Origin of the sequence: Enterobacter sp. MGH 24 (assembly GCF_000493015.1) — a bacterium.
GTDB lineage: Bacteria > Pseudomonadota > Gammaproteobacteria > Enterobacterales > Enterobacteriaceae > Enterobacter.
Genome location: NZ_KI535657.1, coordinates 2,737,707 through 2,761,170 on the forward strand (window position 1 = coordinate 2,737,707; position 23,464 = coordinate 2,761,170).

The following is a 23,464-nucleotide window of genomic DNA, read 5'->3' on the forward strand; positions in this document are numbered from 1 at the left end:
TAGGATGAATATTTTAGGTTTTTTCCAGCGCCTCGGTAGGGCTTTGCAGCTCCCTATCGCCGTGCTACCGGTTGCAGCGCTGCTGCTGCGATTCGGGCAACCCGATCTTCTTAACGTACCGTTTATTGCCCAGGCTGGCGGTGCCATTTTTGACAACCTGGCGCTGATCTTCGCCATCGGTGTTGCTTCAAGCTGGTCAAAAGACAGCGCGGGTGCTGCCGCGCTGGCAGGGGCAGTCGGTTATTTCATCCTGACGAAAGCGATGGTAACGATTAACCCCGAAATCAACATGGGCGTGCTGGCAGGTATCATTACCGGTCTGGTCGGTGGTGCTGTGTACAACCGCTGGGCAAACATTAAGCTGCCAGACTTCCTGAGTTTCTTTGGCGGCAAACGTTTCGTGCCGATCGCGACGGGCTTCTTCTGTCTGGTTCTGGCCGCTATCTTTGGCTACGTCTGGCCACCGGTGCAGCATGCGATCCATGCGGGCGGCGAGTGGATCGTTTCTGCGGGTGCAGTTGGCTCGGGTATCTTTGGTTTTATCAACCGTCTGCTGATCCCAACCGGTCTGCATCAGGTGCTGAACACTATCGCATGGTTCCAGATTGGTGAGTTCACCAATGCTGCGGGTACCGTATTCCATGGCGATATTAACCGCTTCTACGCGGGTGACGGCACCGCAGGCATGTTCATGTCTGGCTTCTTCCCAATCATGATGTTTGGTCTGCCGGGCGCTGCGCTGGCAATGTACCTGGCTGCGCCAAAAGCGCGTCGCCCAATGGTTGGCGGCATGCTGCTGTCCGTTGCGATTACCGCATTCCTGACTGGTGTAACCGAGCCGCTGGAATTCTTGTTCATGTTCCTGGCTCCGGTACTGTACCTCATGCATGCGGTACTTACCGGTATCAGCCTGTTTGTGGCAACCCTGCTGGGTATCCATGCTGGCTTCTCCTTCTCTGCAGGCGCGATCGACTACGTGCTGATGTACAACCTGCCGGCGGCAAGCAAGAACGTCTGGATGCTGGTGGTAATGGGTCTGGTCTTCTTCGTCATCTACTTCGTCCTGTTCACTGCGGTTATTCGTATGTTTAACCTCAAAACGCCGGGCCGCGAAGATACCAACGACGAAGTAGTAACCAGCGAAGCCAACAGCAATACCGAGGAGGGGTTGACCCAGCTGGCGACAAACTATATCGCTGCCGTCGGAGGGACTGACAACCTGAAAGCCATTGATGCCTGTATCACCCGTCTGCGTCTGACGGTGGGTGACTCTGCACGCGTAAGCGACGCGATGTGTAAACGCCTTGGCGCATCGGGTGTCGTTAAACTGAACAAACAAACTATCCAGGTTATCGTGGGTGCCAAAGCGGAATCCATCGGTGACGAAATGAAGAAAGTGGTTGCGCGTGGCCCGGTAGCGGCGGCATCAGTCGACAGCGCGCCTGCGAGCACGGTTGCCCCGGTAGCAAAGCCGCAGGCCGTGCCTAACGCCGTGACGGTAGCCTCTTTGGTCTCTCCGGTAACGGGTGATGTAGTTGACCTTGAGCAGGTGCCCGATGAAGCCTTCGCCAGCAAAGCGGTCGGTGACGGTGTGGCGGTGAAACCAACGGAAAAAACCGTTGTGTCTCCGGCAGCCGGTACCATCGTGAAAATCTTCAATACCAACCACGCGTTCTGCCTCGAAACCGAAAATGGTGCGGAGATCGTTGTCCATATGGGTATCGATACCGTTGCGCTGAACGGCCAGGGCTTTACTCGCCTGGTGGAAGAGGGGGCTGAAGTGGTGGCCGGGCAGCCGATTCTGGAAATGGATCTGGACTTCCTGAACGCCAACGCGCGCTCCATGATAAGTCCGGTCGTTTGCAGCAACATTGATGACTTCAGTGGCCTGGTCATTCAGGCGAAAGGTCAGGTTGTCGCGGGTCAAACGCCGCTGTACGAGATTAAAGGCAAGTAATCGCTCCTGAGTAGAGTCATGCCTTAAGCGGCGGGGGATATCCTCCGCCGCTTTTTTTTGCAGCAAATGCCCCCATTATTTTCATCAGAGACGTATTTTCCGTAACTAAGGGTTGTCACTACGTCCGGCTTATAAGATCATACGCCGTTATACGTTGTTTACGCTTTGAGGAATCCACGATGAGTGAGGCAGAAGCCCGCCCGAGTAACTTTATTCGTCAGATCATCGATGAAGATCTGGCCAGTGGTAAGCACACCACAATTCATACCCGCTTCCCGCCGGAGCCGAACGGCTACCTGCATATCGGGCATGCGAAGTCCATTTGCCTGAACTTTGGCATTGCGCAAGACTACCAGGGACAGTGCAACCTGCGTTTCGATGATACCAACCCAGTAAAAGAAGACATCGAATACGTTGAGTCCATCAAGAATGATGTGCAATGGCTGGGCTTCAACTGGTCTGGCGATATCTGCTACTCCTCTGACTATTTCGATCAGCTGTACGCCTACGCGGTTGAACTGATCAATAAAGGTCTGGCGTATGTTGATGAACTGTCTGCAGATGAAATCCGTGAATATCGCGGTACGCTGACCGCGCCGGGAAAAAACAGCCCGTTCCGCGATCGCAGCGTGGAAGAGAACCTGGCGCTGTTTGAAAAAATGCGTGCCGGCGGCTTCGAAGAAGGCAAAGCGTGCCTGCGTGCCAAAATCGACATGGCGTCTCCGTTCATCGTGATGCGCGATCCGGTGCTGTACCGCATCAAGTTCGCAGAACACCACCAGACCGGCAACAAGTGGTGCATCTACCCGATGTACGACTTCACCCACTGCATCAGCGATGCGCTGGAAGGTATTACTCACTCCCTGTGTACGCTGGAATTCCAGGACAACCGTCGTCTGTACGACTGGGTACTGGATAACATCACCATTCCTGTGCATCCGCGCCAGTACGAGTTCTCTCGTCTGAATCTGGAATACACCGTGATGTCCAAGCGTAAGCTGAACCTGCTGGTGACCGACAAGCACGTTGAAGGCTGGGATGACCCGCGTATGCCTACCATTTCTGGTTTGCGCCGTCGTGGTTACACTGCCGCCTCTATTCGTGAGTTCTGCAAGCGCATCGGCGTGACCAAGCAGGACAACACCATTGAGATGGCTTCCCTGGAGTCCTGCATTCGCGAAGATCTCAACGAAAACGCCCCACGCGCGATGGCGGTGATCGACCCGGTGAAACTGGTTATCGAAAACTATCCGCAGGGTGAAAGCGAGCTGGTTGCCATGCCTAACCATCCGAACAAACCGGAAATGGGAAGCCGTGACGTGCCGTTCAGCGGTGATATCTGGATTGACCGCGCTGACTTCCGCGAAGAAGCCAACAAGCAGTACAAGCGTCTGGTGCTGGGTAAAGAAGTGCGTCTGCGTAATGCCTACGTCATCAAAGCCGAGCGCGTAGAGAAAGATGCAGAAGGGAATATCACTACCATCTTCTGTTCTTACGACGCCGAGACCCTGAGCAAAGATCCGGCAGACGGCCGCAAGGTGAAAGGCGTTATTCACTGGGTGAGCGCATCCCACGCGCTGCCGGTAGAAATTCGTCTGTACGATCGTCTGTTCAGCGTGCCTAACCCAGGAGCTGCGGAAGACTTCCTGGCGACCATCAACCCGGAATCTCTGGTGATCAAGCAGGGTTATGCGGAGCCTTCTCTGAAAGCCGCTGAAGCGGGCAAAGCGTTCCAGTTCGAACGTGAAGGTTACTTCTGCCTGGACAGCCGTTACAGCACGGCGGAAAAACCGGTATTTAACCGTACCGTAGGTCTGCGTGATACCTGGACAAAGATCGGCGAATAATATTGCTGCTCTGGTCAATGAGAGACAAACGCCGCATTATGCGGCGTTTTTTTATTTAACGATCAGGGTATTAAGCAAGGGCCTAAAGCGACATCATGAAAATATCAGGTCAATGAGGTGCTACTTATTTTTTAAAAAAAAGTTTGTGTCATTACGAAAATCAAAAAGGTGATAAAAAAGGAAAGAGAACTCACGTCTATCCACTGAAATACCTGATAATTCCCCGTCATTCCTCGCCTTCCTGTAAATGTTACAAATCACTACCAATTATGTGCACTTCGTCATAATCCTGACTTTTGTCCGCTAAAAAGCATTGATAATTCGCGTCGCGAAAAATAACCTAAAGACGGTAGTTAATTCGAGGGTATTTAAAACTACCCCTGACCATTTGGTCTTTTTTATTTACGCCGTTTCAGGCGTTTTAATTCGTCAAAGAGGAATAATCTATGCGTACGTTCAGTGGCAAACGTAGTGCGCTGGCGCTGGCTATTGCCGGTGTGACAGCAATGTCGGGCCTGGTGGTGACACCAGAGGCGAAAGCCGCGGGCTTCATCGACGATTCTACCCTCACGGGCGGTATCTATTACTGGCAGCGTGAACGTGACCGTAAAGACGTCACTGAAGACAAATATAAAACCAACCTTTCTCATTCCACCTGGAACGCCAACCTGGACTTCCAGTCAGGCTATGCCGCAGATATGTTCGGTTTGGATATTGCTGCGTTCACCGCGATTGAAATGGCGGAAAACGGCGACAGCGGCCATCCGAACGAAATTGCCTTCTCCTCCAGCAACAAAGCGTATAAAGAAGACTGGTCCGGGGATAAGAGCGGTATCAGCCTTTACAAAGCCGCCGCGAAATTTAAATACGGTCCGGTATGGGCGCGCGGTGGTTATATTCAGCCAACTGGCCAGACCCTGTTAGCGCCGCACTGGAGCTTTATGCCGGGTACCTATCAGGGTGCGGAAGCCGGGGCTAACTTTGACTACGGTGATGCGGGTGCGTTGAGCTTCTCCTATATGTGGACCAACGAGTACAAAGCGCCGTGGCACATCGAGATGGACAAGTTCTACCAGAATGATAAAAAAACCAAAGTCGATTATCTGCACTCGCTGGGCGCGAAGTACGACTTCAAAAACGATCTGGTGCTTGAAGCGGCATTCGGTCAGGCACAAGGCTATATCGATCAGTACTTTGCCAAGGCCAGCTATAAATTCGATGTCGCGGGTAGCCCGCTGAGCACCAGCTACCAGTTCTACGGTACGCGCGATAAAGTCAGTAACGGCGGCGTCAATGACATTTATGACGGCACCGCGTGGCTGCAGGCGTTAACTTTCGGCTACAAGGTCGGTCAGGTTGATTTACGTCTGGAGGGCACATGGGTGAAGGCGGAAGGGCAGCAGGGCTACTTCCTGCAGCGTATGACCCCGACCTATGCCTCCTCCAACGGTCGTCTTGATATCTGGTGGGATAACCGTTCCGACTTCAACGCCGACGGCGAGAAAGCGGTCTTCTTCGGCGCAATGTATGACCTGAAAAACTGGAACCTGCCTGGCTGGGCGGTGGGCGCATCTTACGCTTACGCCTGGGATGCAAAACCTGCCGATATGGCAACACCGGACGCCTACTACGATCCAAACTATCGCCTGAAAGAGTCTTCCTACAGCCTCGATGCTATCTATACCCTGCAGGATGGCCGTGCGAAAGGCACAATGTTCAAACTGCACTTCACTCAGTATGACAACCACTCCGATATCCCGAGCTACGCGGGCGGTTACGGAAACATCTTCCAGGATGAACGTGACGTGAAATTCATGGTTATCGCACCGTTCACCATCTTCTGATGAATTGTCCGGCGGGTTAGCGCCCGCCGGACCGGAGACTGTACATGATGAAAAAAATCGTAACTATCGCGCTGCTGGCGTCAGGTCTGGTGGCATGTGCTCAGACTCAGGCACCCAAAGAAGATTCCCGCCTGAAGGAGGCGTATAGCGCGTGCATCAATACCGCTGAAGGATCGCCAGAGAAGATTGAAGCCTGTCAGAGCGTATTGAATGTGCTGAAGAAAGAGAAAGCGCATGAGCAGTTTGCGACGCAGGAAAATGTCCGCGTGATGGATTACCAGGCCTGTATTCAGGCGCGTAAAACCGGTAACGATCAGGAAGTGGCGAAGCGTTGCGATAAGATCTGGAACGAGATACGCAACAACAATAAATAAGTTGCTTTACGCCCGGTGGCGCTGCGCTTACCGGGCCTACAAAGGTGTCATAGCCCGTAGGCCCGGTAAGCGCAGCGCCACCGGGCATTTTTTTGGCAAAAAAAAAGCCAACCTTGCGGCTGGCTCAGAGTATGAATACTGATTATTTCGCGTCGTGCGCGTGATCGTCTTCGCGGCAATCGCCTTCAGCGCAGTGACCATAAAGGTACAGGCTGTGGTTGGTCAGGCGGATGCCATGACGCGCCGCGATTTCACGCTGGCGTGATTCAATGGAATCATCGCTAAATTCAATGACCTTGCCGCAATCGAGGCAGATCAGGTGATCGTGGTGCTGCTGCTGGGTCAGTTCGAAAACAGATTTACCGCCTTCGAAATTATGACGGGTAACAATGCCCGCGTCATCAAACTGGTTCAGCACGCGATAGACGGTAGCCAGCCCAATCTCTTCACCCATGTCGATAAGACGTTTATAAAGGTCTTCCGCACTGACATGGTGATTGTCTGGACCCTGAAGCACTTCAAGGATTTTTAACCGAGGAAGCGTAACTTTCAGGCCAGCCTTCTTTAATGCGGTATTGTTGTCAGTCATGCGGAATCTGTCCTGTTGCTAAACGATTCACTTCTGTAGGAAGTGACAGAAAATGCACCTGGGATAATGTGTCTCATTATAGAACTGCCATGGCTAAATGAAAACTGCAAGTCTCAGGCAAAATATGCTTATAAAAATGGGGTATCACCAACAAACTTGCTCAATGGAAAACCACATTTTATCAGGGAGACATTGTACAGGTCTGGGCGAAAAAGTTAAAAGATTGTAGCGATTAATTTAATCGGTTTGACCTGGAGCACGGGCGCAGCCGCCGCTGCGCCGCGATAAAAATCAGGCGTTCAGAATATCGTCCAGGTGCAGTTCCTCACGGATCTGCTTAACCCACTTCTCAACGCGCTCGACAGTCAGTTCTGGCTGACGGTCTTCGTCGATGGCCAGACCCACGAAGTGATCGTCATCGGCCAGGCCTTTAGACGCTTCGAAGTGGTAACCGGCAGTTGGCCAGTGGCCGACGATCACTGCGCCATTCGGCTCAATGATGTCGCGGATAGTACCCAGCGCGTCACAGAAGTACTCAGCGTAGTCTTCCTGATCGCCGCAGCCAAACAGGGCCACCAGCTTACCGTTGAAGTCCACTTCTTCCAGGGTCGGGAAGAAATCATCCCAGTCGCACTGGGCTTCACCGTAGTACCAGGTAGGAATACCCAGCAGCAGAATGTCATAGCCTTCCAGATCTTCTTTGCTGCTCTTGGCGATGTCATGCACATCAGCAACGTCTTTACCGAGCTGTTTTTGAATGTTTTTTGCGATATTTTCGGTATTGCCGGTATCACTGCCAAAGAAAATGCCGATGATTGCCATGAGTAAAATAACCTCTTGAAACTTAATAGTATGGTGGCGCAATTCGGCCACGGATAAGGGCAATAATAGCAGAACTGGCAACCCTGCGGAAACAGCTATCGCGCAGGACTGCACTCTGTGCTACATGAAAAGGGCGATAAAGGGAATTTTCAGACTTATGCCTGGCTGCGTAACGTCTCAAGCTGGGCGATCAACATCTCTTCAATGAGTTCGCTGCGGCTGATATTTCGCGCGTCAGCCAGCTCGTTCAGTGCATCGACGGCGTCGGCGTTAAGCTTCAGTTCGACACGCTTAAGCCCACGATTTTTATCGCGTTTAAGCTGGTTGCGTTTATTGATACGCAGCTGTTCATCGCGCGAAAGCGGATTCGTCTTGGGTCGTCCCGGGCGACGCTCATTCGCGAACAGATCTAGTGTCGTACGGTCCGTTTGTTCTTTGGCCATGATTCTGAGACTTCGGGGGAAACACGCCGCCCTGCTAATGCCCGGGCGATAAGCGCGCCATCATACATCACCAAAAACGGCACGCCAACGACTGGAAGCCCGCAGCCTTCCAGTCGCTTTCTTTTTAATCAATTTGCAGTATCAGCGAGATAGCGGCGAATGGCGCGCAGTACGGCATCCGGTTTTTCCGCATGCACCCAGTGCCCGGCGCCGGCAATCACGTGGGCGCGAGCCTGCGGGAATTGGGCCAGCAGCGTGTCGCGGTACGCGTCGGTTACGTAAGGAGAGTTACCGCCACGAATGAAGAGGGTAGGGTGTGGCCAGGCAGGTACCGTTTCCCAGCCCACGATATTGTTGTACTGGTCCCAGAGCACCGGCACGTTAAAACGCCATTGCCCGTCAACAAACGACTTCAGCAGGAACTGCACGACGCCTTCTTCATCAAGATGCTCACGCATGACGGCAGCCGCCTGTTGACGTGTCGCGACACCCGCTTCTGTGACCGCATTAATGGCGGCAAAAATCTCGTCATGACGACGGACGTCATAATCCACGGGCGCGACGTCAATCACCACCAGGCCGCTAATACGGTCCGGGGCCAGTGCCGTCAGGGCCATCACCGCTTTGCCACCCATGGAATGTCCGATCAGCGTTACCTTCTGCAGGCTATGTGCATCCAGCGTATCCAGCAGATCCTGCGCCATCGCCGCGTAGGTCATCTCGTCGGAACGCCCGGAAAGACCGTGATTGCGCATATCGACCTGTAAAATATCGTGGTCGGTAACCAGATCGCGCGCCAGCACGCCCAGGTTATCCAGACTGCCAAAAAGCCCGTGAACGAGTACGATGGGAGAATTATTGTTCGGCGATTGTGCAGTTTGCGCTCGGGTATTCAATTTCATGGCAAAGTTCTTTTTTTACGTATGTCAGGTTAGGGTATCATGTTGACCATTCTGCCGCCCGGCTGCAAGGTTCCAGTTTAATCTGACTTTTGCTGCCAACCAGGTTTGACGCTATCCGCTGTTGGGATTTGACCTTATAATCCCAATGACTTGTATTCAGATAAGAAATCGCACTGGATTAAGATGAAAACAATCGAAGTTGATGACGAACTCTATCAGTATATTGCCAGCCAGACGCGGCATATCGGGGAGAGCGCGTCCGACATTTTACGGCGCATGCTTAAAATTTCCGCCGCTGCACAGCCTGCTACCCCAGTCACCAAAGATGTCGTGTCTCAGCCGAGCGTTGTTGCGCAAGCAAAACCTGCCGTGACGCCGGCAAAAGATAAAGTGCGCGCGATGCGCGAGCTGCTGCTCTCCGATGAATACGCGGAGCAGAAAAAGGCGGTTAACCGCTTTATGCTGGTGCTGTCTACACTTTATTCACTGGATAACAAAGCGTTTGCTGAAGCGACCGAGTCGCTTCACGGCCGTACTCGCGTCTATTTCGCGGGCGACGAGCAGACGCTGCTGCAAAATGGCAATCAAACCAAACCTAAACATGTTCCTGGCACCCCATACTGGGTGATCACCAATACCAATACGGGCCGCAAGTGCAGCATGATTGAACACATCATGCAGTCCATGCAGTTCCCGGCGGAATTGATTGAAAAGGTTTGCGGTACAATTTAACCCTTGCATCAGAAGGACCCGGTAATGGCAAATCACAGCCGTGCAGGCCAACCTGCACAACAAAGCGATTTGATTAACGTCGCTCAGCTGACCGCGCAGTATTACGTGCTGAAACCGGTCGTGGGCAACGCAGAACACGCAGTGAAGTTTGGTACATCCGGTCACCGCGGCAGCGCGGCGCGCCACAGCTTTAACGAACCGCACATTCTGGCTATTGCTCAGGCCATCGCGGAAGAGCGCGCTAAAAACGGCGTTACCGGTCCGTGCTACGTGGGGAAAGATACCCATGCCCTGTCTGAACCGGCGTTCATCTCTGTGGTGAAAGTGCTGGCGGCAAACGGCGTTGATGTGATTGTTCAGGAGAATAACGGCTTCACCCCAACGCCTGCGGTCTCTAACGCCATCCTGGTGCACAACAAAAAAGGTGGCGCGCTGGCTGACGGTATCGTTATCACGCCATCCCACAACCCGCCGGAAGACGGTGGTATCAAATACAACCCGCCTAATGGTGGCCCGGCCGACACTAACGTCACAAAAGTGGTGGAAGATCGTGCGAACGCCTTGCTGGCTGACGGTCTGAAAGGCGTGAAGCGCATCTCTCTGGATGCTGCCATGGCGTCCGGTCACGTGAAAGAGCAGGATCTGGTTCAGCCGTTCGTGGAAGGGCTGGCGGATATCGTTGATATGGCGGCTATCCAGAAAGCCGGCCTGAAGCTGGGCGTGGATCCGCTGGGCGGCTCCGGTATCGAATACTGGAAACGTATCGCCGAGCATTACAAGCTGGATCTGACCATCGTGAACGATCACGTCGATCAGACCTTCCGCTTTATGCACCTGGACAAAGACGGCGCGATCCGTATGGACTGCTCCTCCGAGTGCGCGATGGCGGGCCTGCTGGCGCTGCGTGATAAATTCGATCTGGCGTTTGCTAACGACCCGGATTATGACCGCCACGGTATCGTCACCCCTGCCGGGCTGATGAACCCGAACCACTATCTGGCCGTCGCGATTAACTACCTGTTCCAGCACCGTCCGCAGTGGGGCAAAGAGGTGGCTGTCGGTAAAACGCTGGTGTCCTCCGCGATGATTGACCGCGTGGTCGAGGCGCTGGGTCGCAAGCTGGTGGAAGTGCCGGTGGGCTTCAAATGGTTCGTTGACGGTCTGCACGACGGCAGCTTCGGTTTTGGTGGTGAAGAGAGCGCGGGGGCATCTTTCCTGCGTTTCGACGGCACGCCATGGTCAACCGATAAAGACGGCATCATCATGTGCCTGCTGGCGGCGGAAATCACCGCGGTCACCGGTAAGAACCCTCAGGAACATTACAATGACCTGGCGGCACGCTTTGGTGCACCAAGCTATAACCGTATTCAGGCGAGCGCGACGTCAGCCCAGAAAGCGGCCCTGTCCAAACTTTCTCCGGAGATGGTCAGCGCAAGCACCCTGGCGGGCGATCCGATCACCGCGCGTCTGACGGCAGCACCGGGCAATGGTGCATCCATTGGTGGTCTGAAAGTGATGACCGAGAACGGCTGGTTCGCCGCGCGTCCGTCCGGCACGGAAGATGCGTACAAAATCTATTGCGAAAGCTTCCTCGGCGCTGAGCACCGTCAGCAGATTGAGAAAGAAGCGGTAGAGATTGTTAGCGAAGTGCTGAAAAACGCATAAGTCGTGTTCTGGTGCGGGCTGATGCCCTCACCCCGGCCCTCTCCCACCGGGAGAGGGAGAAAACATTAAAAACGGCAACCCTTGGGTTGCCGTTTTGCATTGACCTCGTAGGCCCGGTAAGCGCTAGCGCCACCGGGCTTTTTTTTAACTATGCTTGTTCTTCAATTCAAACCGTGGTGACACCAGACCGTACAGCGTCCAGCCCATAAAGGTCACCATTGCCCCGTAGAGCATCGCTTCCTGGCCGGATGAGTAGAGCGCATAGAAGCTGTAGATTGCCCCAATCACCGCCACAATATTGGCCGCACGCGCTTTGCGTGGATCCACCTTCGCCACCTTCTGAATAATCACCAGCGCTGCCATCGACAGAATATACGGAATGATATTCGTCACTACCGCCAGGTTGACCAGCACGTTGAACTGGCTGTTAAGCGACGGGCTAATGGTCATCAGCGACAATCCGCTCTGGAAGATGACAATCGCCAGCATGCCCTGCACCGGTGCATCCGCTTTAGTTACGCGGGAGAAGATTTTCGGGAAGTAACCTTCATCAGCCGAAGATTTAAACACCTGCGCGATGGTGAACTGCCAGCCGAGAAGCGAACCGCAGCAGGACATCACCATCAGACCCATGATCGCTTTCCCGACTTCCGGGGTGAACATCTGCGCGAAGGCCAGCCCGAACGGCGCCGTGGAGTTAGCCAGATCCATATTCGGTACGATACCCGCAATCACGTTAGTCGAGACGATATAGATCACCGCCGCGCCCAGCGTTCCGCCCAGAACGGCAATCGGAACGTTCTTTTCCGGATTCTCTACCACTTCCGCGTTTGCGCAGGCGGATTCCAGACCCAGGAAGGCCCAGAGCGTCATGGCGATAGAAGAGCCGACGGCGGTAAAGAACGGCACATGGTGCGGGTTCCAGGAGTTGGCGTAGAGTGTCGGGCTGAACCAGAACCAGCCGATGATGCACAGGCCGACAACCGGGATAATCACGCCCCAGACGGTGATGCTGGAGAGCTGTCCGGTGATACGCGCGCCGCCAAAGTTAGCCACGGTGCAGATCCACAGCACGCCGATGGTCGCCAGCCCAATCTGTACCGGGCTGAGCGTCGCGCCAAACAGCTCCGTACCGTAGCCCACCGCGGAGATGGCAATCGCCACGTTGGCGATCAGCAGCGACACCCCGTAGGTATAGTTGGCCATAAAGTTGCCCGACTTGCCAAAAGCGTATTCGGCATAGCCGCCCATGCCGCCTGACTTACGGCTGAACATCCCGCACTTGGCGAACGCCCACGCCAGCGCCATCGAGCCGACTGCCGTCACCAGCCAGGAGATAATAGAGATGGTACCCACCTCTGCCAGCTTGGTGGGCAGCATGATGATCCCGGAGCCCATCATGTTTACCATGGTGAGGATAGTCAGCTGCACCACGCCCATCTTATTGGACTTACTCATAATTTCTCTCCTTTCAGCAGCGCGGGCTGAGCGGCGGGTTGTTTGATGACATTGCAGCGAACCTGTTTGCGACCCTCACACTCCTCGACGTACACACCCTGCAGCTCTGGCGCGAAGCCCGGCAGAAGGTTGATGCCTTCTTCCAGGGCGGCAAAGTAGCGCAGCACGGAACCGCCCCAGACTTCCCCAGGGACAACACACAGCACCCCCGGTGGGTAAGGCAACGCGCCTTCGGCGGCGATGCGGCCTTCCGCGTCGCGCAGGGAGACCAGCTCAACTTCACCGCGCAGATAGGCGTAGTTCGCGTCCTGCGGGTTCATCATCACGCGCGGGAAGTGGGACTTGCGGAACATCTCTTTCTGCAGCTGTTTCACGTTGTGGCGGGCGTACAGGTCATGCATTTCCTGGCAGATCTGGCGCAGGGTGTAATCCGCGTAACGTTCCGGATGTTGTTTGTAGAGAGAAGGCAGGACCTCTTTCAGCGGAACATCGCTCTCGAGCAGTTTTTCGAAGCGCACCAGCTGCGCCACCAGCTGCTGCAGTTTGCCCATATCTTCCGCAGGCGTGAGCAGGAACAGGATCGAGTTGAGATCGCATTTTTCCGGCACGATGCCGTTTTCACGCAGGAAGTTGGCAAGGATAGTGGCGGGCACGCCGAAGTCCTCATACTCCCCGGTGCGGGCGTTAATGCCCGGCGTGGTCAGCAGGAGCTTGCAGGGGTCGATAAAATACTGATGCTCAGCGTAGCCTTCAAAAGCGTGCCAGTTTTCACCCGGCACGAAGTGGAAGAAGCGCAGGTCGGTCGCAATTTCCGCCGTGTCCCAGCTTTCCCACGGGCGGCCATCCACCGTCTCCGGCACGAAGGGACGCAGATACCGGCAGTTCTCCAGGATCAGCTTGCGCGCTTCGATACCGTTCACCACGCAGTCCATCCACATGTTGCGGCCGCTCTGGCCCTCATGCATACGGGCGTTAATGTCCAGCGCAGCGAACAGCGGATAGAACGGGCTGGTGGAGGCGTGCATCATGAAGGCATTATTCAGCCGCTTGTGCGGGACATAGCGTTGTTGCCCTTTGATGTGGCTGTCTTTCTTATGGATTTGCGAGGTCTGCGAGAAGCCGGCCTGCTGCTTATGTACGGACTGGGTGACCAGGATCCCCGGATCGTTTTCGTTCAGCTCCAGCAGCAGCGGAGAGCAGTCGGCCATCATCGGAATAAACTGCTCGTAGCCCACCCAGGCCGAGTCAAACAGGATGTAATCACACAGGTGCCCAATCTTATCCACCACCTGACGGGCGTTATAGATGGTGCCATCGTAGGTACCCAGCTGGATCACCGCCAGACGGAACGGACGCGCATCGCGCGCACGGCCCGGCGCCACCTCTGCCACCAGCTCGCGTAGATAATTTTCTTCAAAGCAGTGGGCGTCAATGCCGCCAATAAAGCCGTACGGGTTGCGCGCGGTTTCGAGATAGACCGGCGTTGCGCCCGCCTGGAGGAGGGCACCGTGATGGTTGGATTTGTGGTTGTTACGGTCGAACAGCACCAGGTCGCCCGGGGTGAGCAGGGCATTAAGCACCACTTTGTTGGATGACGAGGTGCCATTCAGCACGAAGTAGGTCTTGTCGGCATTAAAGACTTTTGCCGCATGCTGCTGGGCGATGCACGGCGCGCCTTCGTGGATCAGCAGATCCCCCATCGCCACGTCGGCGTTACACAGGTCGGAGCGAAAAAGCGTCTCGCCAAAGAAATCGACAAACTGATTACCGGCAGGATGGCGGCGGAAGAACTGTCCTCCCTGATGCCCCGGGCAGTCAAACGCGCTGTTGCCCTGCTTCACGTAGTCGACAAGTGCGCGGAAGAACGGCGGGCGCAGCTGGGTTTCGTACTTCAGTGCAGCCGCTTCCAGCTGGCGTCCATAAAAGTCGTTGCTGGTGTCTGAATACTCAAATACGCCATGTATGCGCGATAAATAGTCTGCCGGGATGAACTCTTCTTTGTGCGTCGCGACAAATACAGGAATGCCAAAACCGGTGGCTTCTATTTCGTCCAGGATACCGCTGGCAATATCCGTGACCGCCAGAACAACGGCGGCAACATCAATATAATCAGAGGCGCGGACATCTACCAGTTCACGCTGGGTAGTAAAGCAATCCGGACATGCACGGCTGGCTGCGATTTTTAAACTTTTCATCTTTCTCTCTTTATTTTAGGTAATAAGCGTCCCTCGATTTCTTGCAAGAAAGAAATCGATAATTTTCCGGAAAAAAAGCAAAGGGTGGCCGCTGATTAAAATCAGTGAATTGCTTTTTTGATGATTGAAATTCAGTCCGCCCGGTGCGGATGAGTCTGAATTAAAATGAATGAGCGCACGAGATCACAGGCAATAGCCTGTAAGATAAGGTGTTTCAGGATAACCTGTAAGCGAGTGCGCCAGAAGTCGAAGGACTAACGGGCATTAAAGAGATGAAAGTCAAAGCAGTTTCGGTGGGCAAACATCATGATATGTGTTGTCCGCCTTATATGGGGCATTAAGCGATTGTTGTTTTCCATGTTTCATTTTCCTTTCAGTAATTGAAAGCATGGTCATTTTATCCAGAGAAAGGCGATTAACCGTGAGGTAGATCACCGTTAACCGATCAAATCAGAAATAAATATTCGTTTTAGATGAATATCGCAGATCAAAATTCTGATTTGTTGGTGTTGCGTTAACAGGTTGTGTTAACAATGTTTTAAATTAGCAAAAATAGCCCGTAAAAATAATTTATGGGTTATTTGTGAAATATTTTATGAGGGGCTTCGTTTATATTTAAAATAAAATGAATAGTTATTCAAAGCATAAACCGATAACCGATACCGGTTTCAGTTAATAAATGGCGGGGGCGAGCGGGGTCAACTTCGAGTTTCTGACGAAGATGTCCCATATATATGCGTAAATAATGACTATGTTCCACCGCGTTGGGTCCCCACACCTGACTTAACAGCTGGCGTTGGGTGAGTACCTTACCGTGGTTGTTGAGCAGCACGGCGAGCAGGCGAAATTCTATTGGCGTGAGGTGAATTTCTTCTTCACCGCGCACAATGCGCCGCGCGGCCAGGTCGACCCGGATATCCCCAAACGTGTAGGTTGGGTCGACGGGCGTGGTGGCGCTGTGGCGACGCAGCGCTACGCGAAGGCGAGCCTGTAGCTCGCCGATACCAAAAGGTTTAATCAGATAGTCATCCGCCCCGGCATCCAGCGCCGCGATTTTATCCGTCTCTTCCGTACGCGCGGAGAGCACGAGGATCGGCATCTGGCTCCACTGACGCACTTCCCGGATAAAATCGATGCCGTCGCCGTCCGGCAGACCAAGATCGAGGATCACCAGGTCCGGCTTGCGGGTGGCGGCTTCAATTAAACCCCGCTGAAGCGTACCCGCATCATGAACGCGCAGACCGTCTCCTTCCAGCGCAGCGCGCAGAAAACGGCTAATGGCGATCTCATCTTCAACAATCAGAACGTTGATCACAAATCCTCTGGTAATTCATTAAGTTCTGGCGGGGTTTCCAGAGGAAGTGTAACACAAAACCGCGCGCCGCCTTCCGGACGATTCTCTGCGGAAATGGTCCCGCCATGGACGTCAACGATCGCCTGGCAAATCGCCAGCCCCAGCCCCACGCCCGGAATGGCTGACTCCTTATTGCCGCGTGCGAACTTTTCAAAAATAGCCAACTCCTGCCCGGCAGGAATGCCCGGCCCGGTATCCCAGACGTCAAGGCGAAGCGTGCCCTCGTCCACCGTCGCATCCACGCCAATTTGCGCGCTGGCGCCCGCATACTTGCCGGCATTTTCCAGCAGGTTGATCAGCACCCGTTCAAACAGCGGACCATCAACGTGAATTAAGGTCAGGGGCTCGGGCATGTTCAGCGCAATATGCCGCCCGCCCAGGCCGGGTTCGAGCATTTTCAGGGCGCTGCCCACCACTTCTTCAAGCGTGAGCCACTCTTTTTTGAGGTTAAAACCGCCTGACTGGATACGCGCCATATCGAGCAGGTTATTCACCAGACGCGTGGTATTCAGCACATGCTGGCGAATCTCGCTGGCCTGAAGGGCGTGTTTAGAGCCTTCCGCCGCCAGGTCCAGCGTCAGGATTTCTGACTGACCAAACAGGACGGTGAGCGGGGTTCGCAGATCGTGAGAGAGTGCCGCCAGCAGCGAGTTACGAATACTTTCACGCTCGCTCGCCAGCCGGGCCTGTTCTTCGCTGGCGGTGAGGGCCAGCCGCTCCAGCGCGCTGGCAACCAGCAGCGTAAAGGTCTCCAGCAGCCGCTGCTGTTCGGGGATCATCAGCTGGCGCAGGTTGGAGGGCTCAACAATCACCAGCCCCTGATTTTTATCGGCGCTGCGCAGCGGCAGAATTTGATAGGGCACGCCGGGCAGGGTGTCGGTCCCTGCGCCCGCCGGTAGCCCTTTATCAAAGCTCCAGCGCGCGATGGCTTCGTCCCAGGGCGTCATGCCTGAGGCCGACGTCAGCGGGCGCAGCTTACCGTGCTCGTCCGGGAGCAAAATCAGGTTGCTGGCATGAAACGTCGAGCGAATAAACTGCTCGCTGGTCTGCACAATATCCAGCGGCGTGCGGCCCACCGCCAGCGATTTCGACATCTCATAGAGATGGCGCGTGCGCTGCTCGCGATAGCGGGCGATGCGCGCCTGATAGCGCACGCCCGCCGTCAGATTCCCGATCACCAGCCCGACGGTGAGCATCACGGCGAAGGTAAGGATGTACTGTACGTCCGACACCGCGAGCGTCCCGCGGGGGGCAATAAAGAACAGATCGAAGCTGATGACGTTGACCACCGTCGCCAGTACCGACGGCCAGCGCCCGTAAAAGAGCGCCACCACCACCACGCCAAGCAGGTAAATCATCACCAGGTTGGCGGCATCAAACGCAATCAGCCACTGGCTGGCAATGACGGTAATCAGAGCGCAGAGCACGACGGCGACAAGGCAGCCGCGGAGCTGAATGCGCCATTTATCGCTGAAGGTGCGGCTGTCCGGTGCGCGATTGGGTAAGGGGGTAGGTTTGTCATCCAGCGCCACGATCACCAGATCCAGATCCGGCGCACGACGAGCCAGCTTGTCGGCAAAGGATTCGCGGCTAAACCAGCGGCGATGCTGGCGACGGCCAATGACGATTTTCCCCAGGTTGTGCTCGCGCGCGTAGCGCAGAATGGCTTTATCTTCCTGCGGATCGGAAAGCGTCGCGGTTTCGGCACCCAGCTCCTGCGCCAGACGCAGCGAACTCAGAATAGCGCGACGCTGGTTTTCAGGCAGCGCGTGCAGCTGCGGCGTTTCGACATACACCGCATGCCAGACGCTGCCAAACTTGGCCGCCAGGCGCGCGGCGGTGCGGACGAGCTTTTCATTGCCGCTGCCGTGGCCGACGCACAGCAGGATGGCATCCCGCGTATGCCAGACGCGTTCCTGACCCTGCAGGTCGCGCCAGGCGCGCATCTGATCGTCGACGCGATCGGCGGTTCGGCGCAGGGCCAGCTCGCGCAGCGCAATCAGGTTACCTTTGCGGAAGAAATGTTCGATGGCGCGCTCGGCCTGGCCGGCGATATAAACTTTGCCTTCGTGCAGGCGCTGGCGCAAATCATCGGGGGGCAGGTCGACCAATACCACTTCATCGGCAGAATCAAAGAAGGGGTCGGGCACCGTCTCGCGCACCTGAATGCCGGTCACGCCGCTGACCACGTCGTTCAGGCTTTCAAGATGCTGAACGTTCACCGTCGTGAAAACATCAATGCCGGCTTCGAGCAGCTCTTCAACATCCTGCCAGCGCTTCGGGTGGCGTGAGCCTGGCGCATTGCTGTGCGCCAGTTCGTCCATCAGGATAAGGGCGGGACGGCGGGCGAGGGCGGCATCAAGATCGAATTCGGTGACTAACCGACCGCGATGGCTGATGCGGCGGGGCGGCTGGGTAGCCAGCCCCTTCAGCAGCGATGCGGTCTCTTTGCGTCCGTGGGTTTCTACCACGCCTATCAATATATCGAGCCCCTGCGCCCGAAGCCGCTGGGCTTCCGTCAGCATGGCGAAGGTTTTCCCGACGCCTGCGCAGGCGCCAAAGAAAATTTTCAGTTTGCCGCGATGGGCTTCGGCCGTTTGTTCGAGCAGCCTGTCCGGATCCGGGCGCATGGGCTCGTCGGTCATTTAGTTTTTCCTTAGCGCGTCCAGCGCCAGATTCAGCTCAACAATATTCACCACGGGCATGCCGATGAAGCTGACCAGCGGCTTTTGCGTGTGCTCTGCAACCAGCTGGCTAACCTGTTCGACGGTCAGCTGACGGGCCGCGGCGACGCGGGGGATTTGCCATGCCGCTGCTGCCGGCGTCAGGCTGTAGTCCAGTCCGCTGGCCGAGGTGGTCACCAGCTCTACGGGCACCTCACGGCTGGCCTGCGGATTCGCGGCGCGCAGGGCTGCCACGCGCTCAGCGACGGCTTTGTCCAGCTCCGGGTTGCTGCCCGCCAGGTTACTGCCGCCGGATGCCATCGGATTATACGGGCTTTCGGCAGTGGCGGAAGGGCGTCCCTGGAAGTAACGGGCATCCGTAAAGTTCTGACCAATCAGGCGAGAACCGCGGTTTTCACCGTTTTGCAGTATCAGCGAGCCGTTAGCCCGATCCTTAAACCACCACTGGCCCAGCGCGGTGGTCACCAGCGGGTACAGCCCGCCGGTAATGAGAGACAGCAGAATAAACAGAAGTATAGCGGGACGTAACATGGTCATTTGATTCACCTTTTAAACCAGGCCGAACAGCGTCAACAGCAGGTCGATAACCTTGATACCGATGAAAGGCACCACCAGCCCGCCCAGGCCGTAAATCCACAGGTTACGGCGCAGCATGGCGGCGGCGGTGAGCGGCTTGTAGCTCACGCCTTTCAGCGCCAGCGGGATCAGGAAGACAATAATCAGGGCGTTAAATATCACCGCGCTCAGAATGGCCGAGGACGGGGAGTGCAGGTGCATCACGTTCAGGGCGTTTAATTGCGGATAGGTTGCCGCAAACGCGGCCGGAATGATGGCGAAATACTTCGCCACGTCGTTGGCGATGCTGAACGTGGTCAGTGAACCACGCGTCATCAGCATCTGTTTCCCGATATGCACTACCTCAATCAGCTTGGTCGGGTTAGAGTCGAGGTCAACCATGTTGCCCGCCTCTTTTGCCGCCTGCGTGCCGGAGTTCATCGCCACCGCCACGTCGGCCTGCGCCAGGGCAGGGGCATCGTTGGTACCGTCACCCGTCATCGCCACCAGACGGCCTTCCGCCTGATACTGACGAATCAACGCCAGCTTGGCTTCCGGTGTGGCTTCAGAAAGAAAATCATCCACGCCCGCTTCGGCGGCAATCGCCGCGGCGGTAAGACGGTTATCCCCGGTGATCATCACCGTTTTGATCCCCATTTTCCGCAACTGGGCAAAGCGCTCCTTGATACCGCCTTTGACGATATCCTTCAGGGCAATCACCCCGAGCACGCGCGCGCCCTCGGCCACGACCAGCGGCGTCGCCCCCTGACGGGCCACGCTTTCGACCAGGCTGTCCACTTCCGGTGGGAAGTGGCCGTTATTGGCCTCAATGTGGCGACGGATGGCGTCAACAGAGCCTTTACGGATCATGCGATCCTGAATGTTAATGCCGCTCATGCGGGTTTGCGCCGTGAAGGGCACGAAGGTGGCGTGCAGGCTCTGAACGTCGCGCTGGCGCAGGTTAAAGCGCTGCTTGGCGAGGATCACGATACTGCGGCCTTCCGGGGTTTCATCGGCAAGGGATGAGAGCTGCGCGGCATCTGCCAGCGTTTTTTCATCCACGCCCGGGGCGGGTAAGAAATCTGACGCCTGGCGGTTACCGAGGGTAATAGTCCCGGTTTTATCCAGCAGTAAGACATCCACGTCACCGGCGGCTTCTACGGCGCGTCCGCTGGTGGCGATGACGTTGGCACCGAGCATACGGCTCATGCCGGCTACGCCGATGGCTGACAGCAGGCCACCAATGGTGGTGGGGATCAGGCAGACCAGCAGCGCCACCAGCACCGTGATGGTGACCGCGGTGCCGCCGTAGGCGGAGAACGGCCACAGCGTCGCGGTTGCCAGCAGGAAGACGATGGTCAGGGCCACCAGCAGGATGGTCAGGGCAATCTCGTTCGGCGTTTTACGACGCTGCGCGCCTTCCACCATGGCGATCATCCGATCGAGGAAGGTTTCCCCCGGGTTAACGCTACACTGGATCACCAGCCAGTCGGAGAGAATGCGCGTCCCGCCCGTAACGGAGGCGAAATCGCCGCCGGACTCACGGATCACCGGCGCGGACTCCCCGGTAATGGCGCTTTCATCCACCGAGGCGCCCCCTTCGATAACTTCTCCGTCGCAAGGGATAATGTCACCGGCCTCTACCAGCACCACATCGCCTTTACGCAGTTCATCCGCCGGAACGTGGTCCATCTGCGCGCCGTATTTCGGCTCACGTAGCTTGCGCGCGAAGGCGGTTTTTTTTACCCCTTTCAGGCTGTTGGCCTGGGCTTTACTCCGGCCTTCCGCCAGCGCTTCCGCAAAGTTGGCGAACAGCACGGTAAACCACAGCCACAGGCTGATGGCGCCGGTAAACATCGCATTCCCCGGCATGTGGCCCGTACCCATGGCAATCGCCAGGGCGGTGGTCAGCACGCTTCCCGCCCAGACAATAAACATCACCGGGTTGTGCCACTGCACGCGCGGGCTCAGCTTTTTCACCGCATCCATGAGCGCCTGGCGAACTAATGACGGTTCGAACAGGGCCAGTTGTTTACGACTCATGACAATTTCTCCGCAAAATCAGCGTAAAGAGAGGTATTCCGCGACCGGGCCTAACGCGAGGGCGGGGATAAAGGTCAGGGCGCCGACCAGTAACACGGTGCCCGTCAGCAGGCCGATAAACAGCGCGCCGTGGGTCGGTAATGTCCCGGTGGTGGTCGGTTGAATTTTTTTATTCACCAGCGATCCGGCAATCGCCATAACCGGCACAATGATCCCGAAGCGACCCACGAACATGCAGAACGCCAGCAGACAGTTCCAGAAAGGAGAGTTGGCGCTTAAGCCTGCAAAGGCGCTGCCGTTGTTGTTGGCGGCAGAGGAGACGGCATACAGCACTTCACTAAAGCCGTGGATGCCGGGGTTAAAGATGCCGCTGCGTCCGGCCTCGGTCATCAGCGCCAGCGCGGTGCCGAGCAGCACAAGCGCCGGGGTGACCAGAATCGCCAGCGCGGTTAACTTCATCTCGCGAACATCGATTTTTTTACCCAGGTATTCCGGGGTGCGACCAATCATCAAACCGGCAATAAACACCGCCAGCAGCACGAACAGCAGCATGCCGTAAAGACCCGAGCCCACGCCGCCAAACACCACTTCGCCAATCTGCATCAGCCACATCGGGATCATGCCGCCCAGCGCCGTAAAGGAATCGTGCATGGCGTTGACCGCCCCGCACGAGGCCGCCGTGGTGACCACCGCATACAGGCTGCTGGCGAGAATGCCAAAGCGGCTCTCTTTACCTTCCATGTTGATTGTGCTGTCAGCCCCCAGCTGCATGAAATGGCTGTTGCCGTTCCATTCAGCCCACATCACCAGTGCGACACAGACCACAAAGATAAGCGACATCGTCCAGAGCAGGGTGCGGCCCTGACGGCGATCGTTGACCACGTCACCAAAGGCAAAGCAGAGCGCGGCGGGGATCAGGAAAATCGCCAGCATCTGCACAAAATTGGTCAACGCGGTAGGGTTTTCAAACGGATGCGACGAGTTGGCGTTGAAGAAGCCACCCCCGTTCGTTCCGAGCATTTTGATGGCTTCCTGCGACGCGACTGGCCCCATCGGCAGGAGCTGTTTTACCCCTTCCAGCGAGGTATAAGGCGCGTAAGGCAGCAGGTTTTGCAGGGTGCCCTGCTGAATAAAGAACAGCGCGATCAGCAGCGCAATCGGCAGCAGGATCCACAGCGTAATGCGCGTCAGATCCACCCACGCGTTACCCAGCGTGCTCACTTTCTGGCGCGCAAACGCACGCGTCAGCGCGAAGATCACCGCAATACCGCTCGCGGCAGAGAGGAAGTTCTGCACGGTTAATCCGACCATCTGGCTGAAGTAGCTGAGCGTGGTTTCACCGGAATAGGACTGCCAGTTGGTGTTGGTGACAAAACTGACCGCCGTGTTCAGCGCAAGATGCCAGGAGAGACCCGGTAACTGTTGCGGATTCAGCGGCAGGATGCCCTGCAGCATCAGCATGGCAAAAAGCGCAACGAGCCCAACGATATTCAGCAGCAGAATGGCGATCAGATAGTCACGCCAGTTCATCTCCCGATCGTCTATTCCCAGTACGCGCCAGATCCCTTTCTCAACGCTTCCCGTGCCGGGCAGGGGGACGTTGTTGATCAATCGTGCTAGTCCCGTTCCCAGTGGTCTTGCCAGAACGAACAGTACCACTAAGAAGCTGGCAATAAGCAGAAACGCCTGAGCAGCCATCAGAAGGCCTCCGCATTAATCAGGGCATAGACCAGATAACCCAATAACAGGAACACCAGCACGATGCCGGCAATAAGACCTGCACTCACAATCCACCTCCGGGTGACTTTCGTTGTTGTTCTAACGGTAGGATTTCTGGCGCAAAGATTTCGCAAAAATGGGGAGGGCGGGTGTAAAAAAAGTATAAAAATGGCAAAGCCTACAATTTAACTATTGATAAGTAAATTGTTAACTTTTTTGTAACTTAATTACGGAGGGAATGTAAATATTCACTAAATGGGCAAAAATAAGTGGTCGGATGA

At 55.7% G+C, this 23,464-nt stretch carries 19 protein-coding genes; 6 read left to right on the plus strand and 13 right to left on the minus strand.

Features of this window, described 5'->3' with window-relative positions:
- Nucleotides 1-4 precede the first annotated feature (4 nt).
- The 4 genes from nagE (at nt 5) to chiQ (ending at nt 6,022) form a co-directional block, all read left to right on the plus strand.
- Entirely contained in the window at nt 5-1,957 is a 1,953-nt protein-coding gene (gene nagE, locus L370_RS08995; protein ID WP_023334907.1) for a PTS N-acetyl glucosamine transporter subunit IIABC, read from the plus strand.
- Nucleotides 1,958-2,136: 179 nt separating this feature from the next.
- A complete protein-coding gene (glnS, locus tag L370_RS08990; protein WP_023334908.1) occupies nt 2,137-3,804 on the plus strand; it encodes a glutamine--tRNA ligase in 1,668 nt (555 codons plus the stop codon).
- A 446-nt stretch (nt 3,805-4,250) separates the two neighbouring features.
- Nucleotides 4,251-5,648: a chitoporin ChiP gene (gene chiP, locus L370_RS08985; RefSeq protein WP_023334910.1), complete on the plus strand. Its 1,398-nt coding sequence runs from the start codon at nt 4,251-4,253 to the stop codon at nt 5,646-5,648.
- A gap of 47 nt (nt 5,649-5,695) precedes the next feature.
- Complete coding sequence (gene chiQ, locus L370_RS08980) at nt 5,696-6,022, plus strand: ChiQ/YbfN family lipoprotein (protein ID WP_032666706.1); 327 nt, start codon at nt 5,696-5,698, stop codon at nt 6,020-6,022.
- Between the two features lie 142 nt (nt 6,023-6,164).
- Here the strand turns inward: chiQ and fur are convergent, their stop codons facing one another.
- The 4 genes from fur to ybfF all read right to left on the minus strand — a co-directional run bounded on the left by fur (nt 6,165) and on the right by ybfF (nt 8,778).
- Nucleotides 6,165-6,611, minus strand: coding sequence for a ferric iron uptake transcriptional regulator (fur, locus tag L370_RS08975; RefSeq protein ID WP_023310771.1), 447 nt, complete (start codon nt 6,609-6,611; stop codon nt 6,165-6,167).
- A gap of 291 nt (nt 6,612-6,902) precedes the next feature.
- The gene (fldA, locus tag L370_RS08970; RefSeq protein ID WP_023334912.1) at nt 6,903-7,433 is read right to left on the minus strand and encodes a flavodoxin FldA; all 531 of its coding nucleotides are present in this window, start codon (nt 7,431-7,433) and stop codon (nt 6,903-6,905) included.
- 155 nt (nt 7,434-7,588) lie between these two features.
- On the minus strand, nt 7,589-7,876 hold the full coding sequence (gene ybfE / locus L370_RS08965; protein WP_023334913.1) for a LexA regulated protein: 288 nt from the start codon (nt 7,874-7,876) through the stop codon (nt 7,589-7,591).
- Nucleotides 7,877-8,004: 128 nt separating this feature from the next.
- The gene (gene ybfF, locus L370_RS08960) at nt 8,005-8,778 is read right to left on the minus strand and encodes an esterase (RefSeq protein ID WP_023334914.1); all 774 of its coding nucleotides are present in this window, start codon (nt 8,776-8,778) and stop codon (nt 8,005-8,007) included.
- A gap of 183 nt (nt 8,779-8,961) precedes the next feature.
- Between ybfF and seqA the strand changes: the two genes are divergently transcribed.
- A complete protein-coding gene (gene seqA, locus L370_RS08955; RefSeq protein ID WP_023334915.1) occupies nt 8,962-9,510 on the plus strand; it encodes a replication initiation negative regulator SeqA in 549 nt (182 codons plus the stop codon).
- A 24-nt stretch (nt 9,511-9,534) separates the two neighbouring features.
- Entirely contained in the window at nt 9,535-11,175 is a 1,641-nt protein-coding gene (pgm, locus tag L370_RS08950; protein ID WP_023334916.1) for a phosphoglucomutase (alpha-D-glucose-1,6-bisphosphate-dependent), read from the plus strand.
- A gap of 144 nt (nt 11,176-11,319) precedes the next feature.
- On the opposite strand, the gene potE is transcribed toward pgm, so the two are convergent.
- From potE to kdpF, 9 genes are all read right to left on the minus strand, one after another.
- Nucleotides 11,320-12,633: a putrescine-ornithine antiporter gene (gene potE / locus L370_RS08945; RefSeq protein ID WP_023334917.1), complete on the minus strand. Its 1,314-nt coding sequence runs from the start codon at nt 12,631-12,633 to the stop codon at nt 11,320-11,322.
- Nucleotides 12,630-14,828, minus strand: coding sequence for an ornithine decarboxylase SpeF (speF, locus tag L370_RS08940; RefSeq protein ID WP_023334918.1), 2,199 nt, complete (start codon nt 14,826-14,828; stop codon nt 12,630-12,632). The genes potE and speF overlap by 4 nt, the downstream gene beginning before the upstream one ends.
- Nucleotides 14,829-15,082: 254 nt before the next feature.
- Entirely contained in the window at nt 15,083-15,187 is a 105-nt protein-coding gene (speFL, locus tag L370_RS23225; RefSeq protein WP_003858645.1) for a leader peptide SpeFL, read from the minus strand.
- A gap of 278 nt (nt 15,188-15,465) precedes the next feature.
- A complete protein-coding gene (gene kdpE, locus L370_RS08935; protein WP_023334919.1) occupies nt 15,466-16,143 on the minus strand; it encodes a two-component system response regulator KdpE in 678 nt (225 codons plus the stop codon).
- Nucleotides 16,140-18,827, minus strand: coding sequence for a two-component system sensor histidine kinase KdpD (gene kdpD, locus L370_RS08930; protein ID WP_023334920.1), 2,688 nt, complete (start codon nt 18,825-18,827; stop codon nt 16,140-16,142). Before kdpD ends, kdpE begins: the two co-directional genes overlap by 4 nt.
- Entirely contained in the window at nt 18,828-19,403 is a 576-nt protein-coding gene (gene kdpC, locus L370_RS08925; RefSeq protein WP_023334921.1) for a potassium-transporting ATPase subunit KdpC, read from the minus strand.
- A gap of 12 nt (nt 19,404-19,415) precedes the next feature.
- Nucleotides 19,416-21,464 carry a potassium-transporting ATPase subunit KdpB gene (kdpB, locus tag L370_RS08920; RefSeq protein WP_023334922.1) on the minus strand — a complete coding sequence of 683 codons (2,049 nt, stop codon included), beginning with the start codon at nt 21,462-21,464 and terminating at the stop codon, nt 19,416-19,418.
- An 18-nt stretch (nt 21,465-21,482) separates the two neighbouring features.
- Nucleotides 21,483-23,162, minus strand: coding sequence for a potassium-transporting ATPase subunit KdpA (gene kdpA / locus L370_RS08915; RefSeq protein ID WP_023334923.1), 1,680 nt, complete (start codon nt 23,160-23,162; stop codon nt 21,483-21,485).
- Nucleotides 23,162-23,251, minus strand: a complete 90-nt coding sequence (gene kdpF, locus L370_RS22815) for a K(+)-transporting ATPase subunit F (protein ID WP_014069365.1) — start codon at nt 23,249-23,251, stop codon at nt 23,162-23,164. Before kdpF ends, kdpA begins: the two co-directional genes overlap by 1 nt.
- Nucleotides 23,252-23,464: the final 213 nt, after the last annotated feature.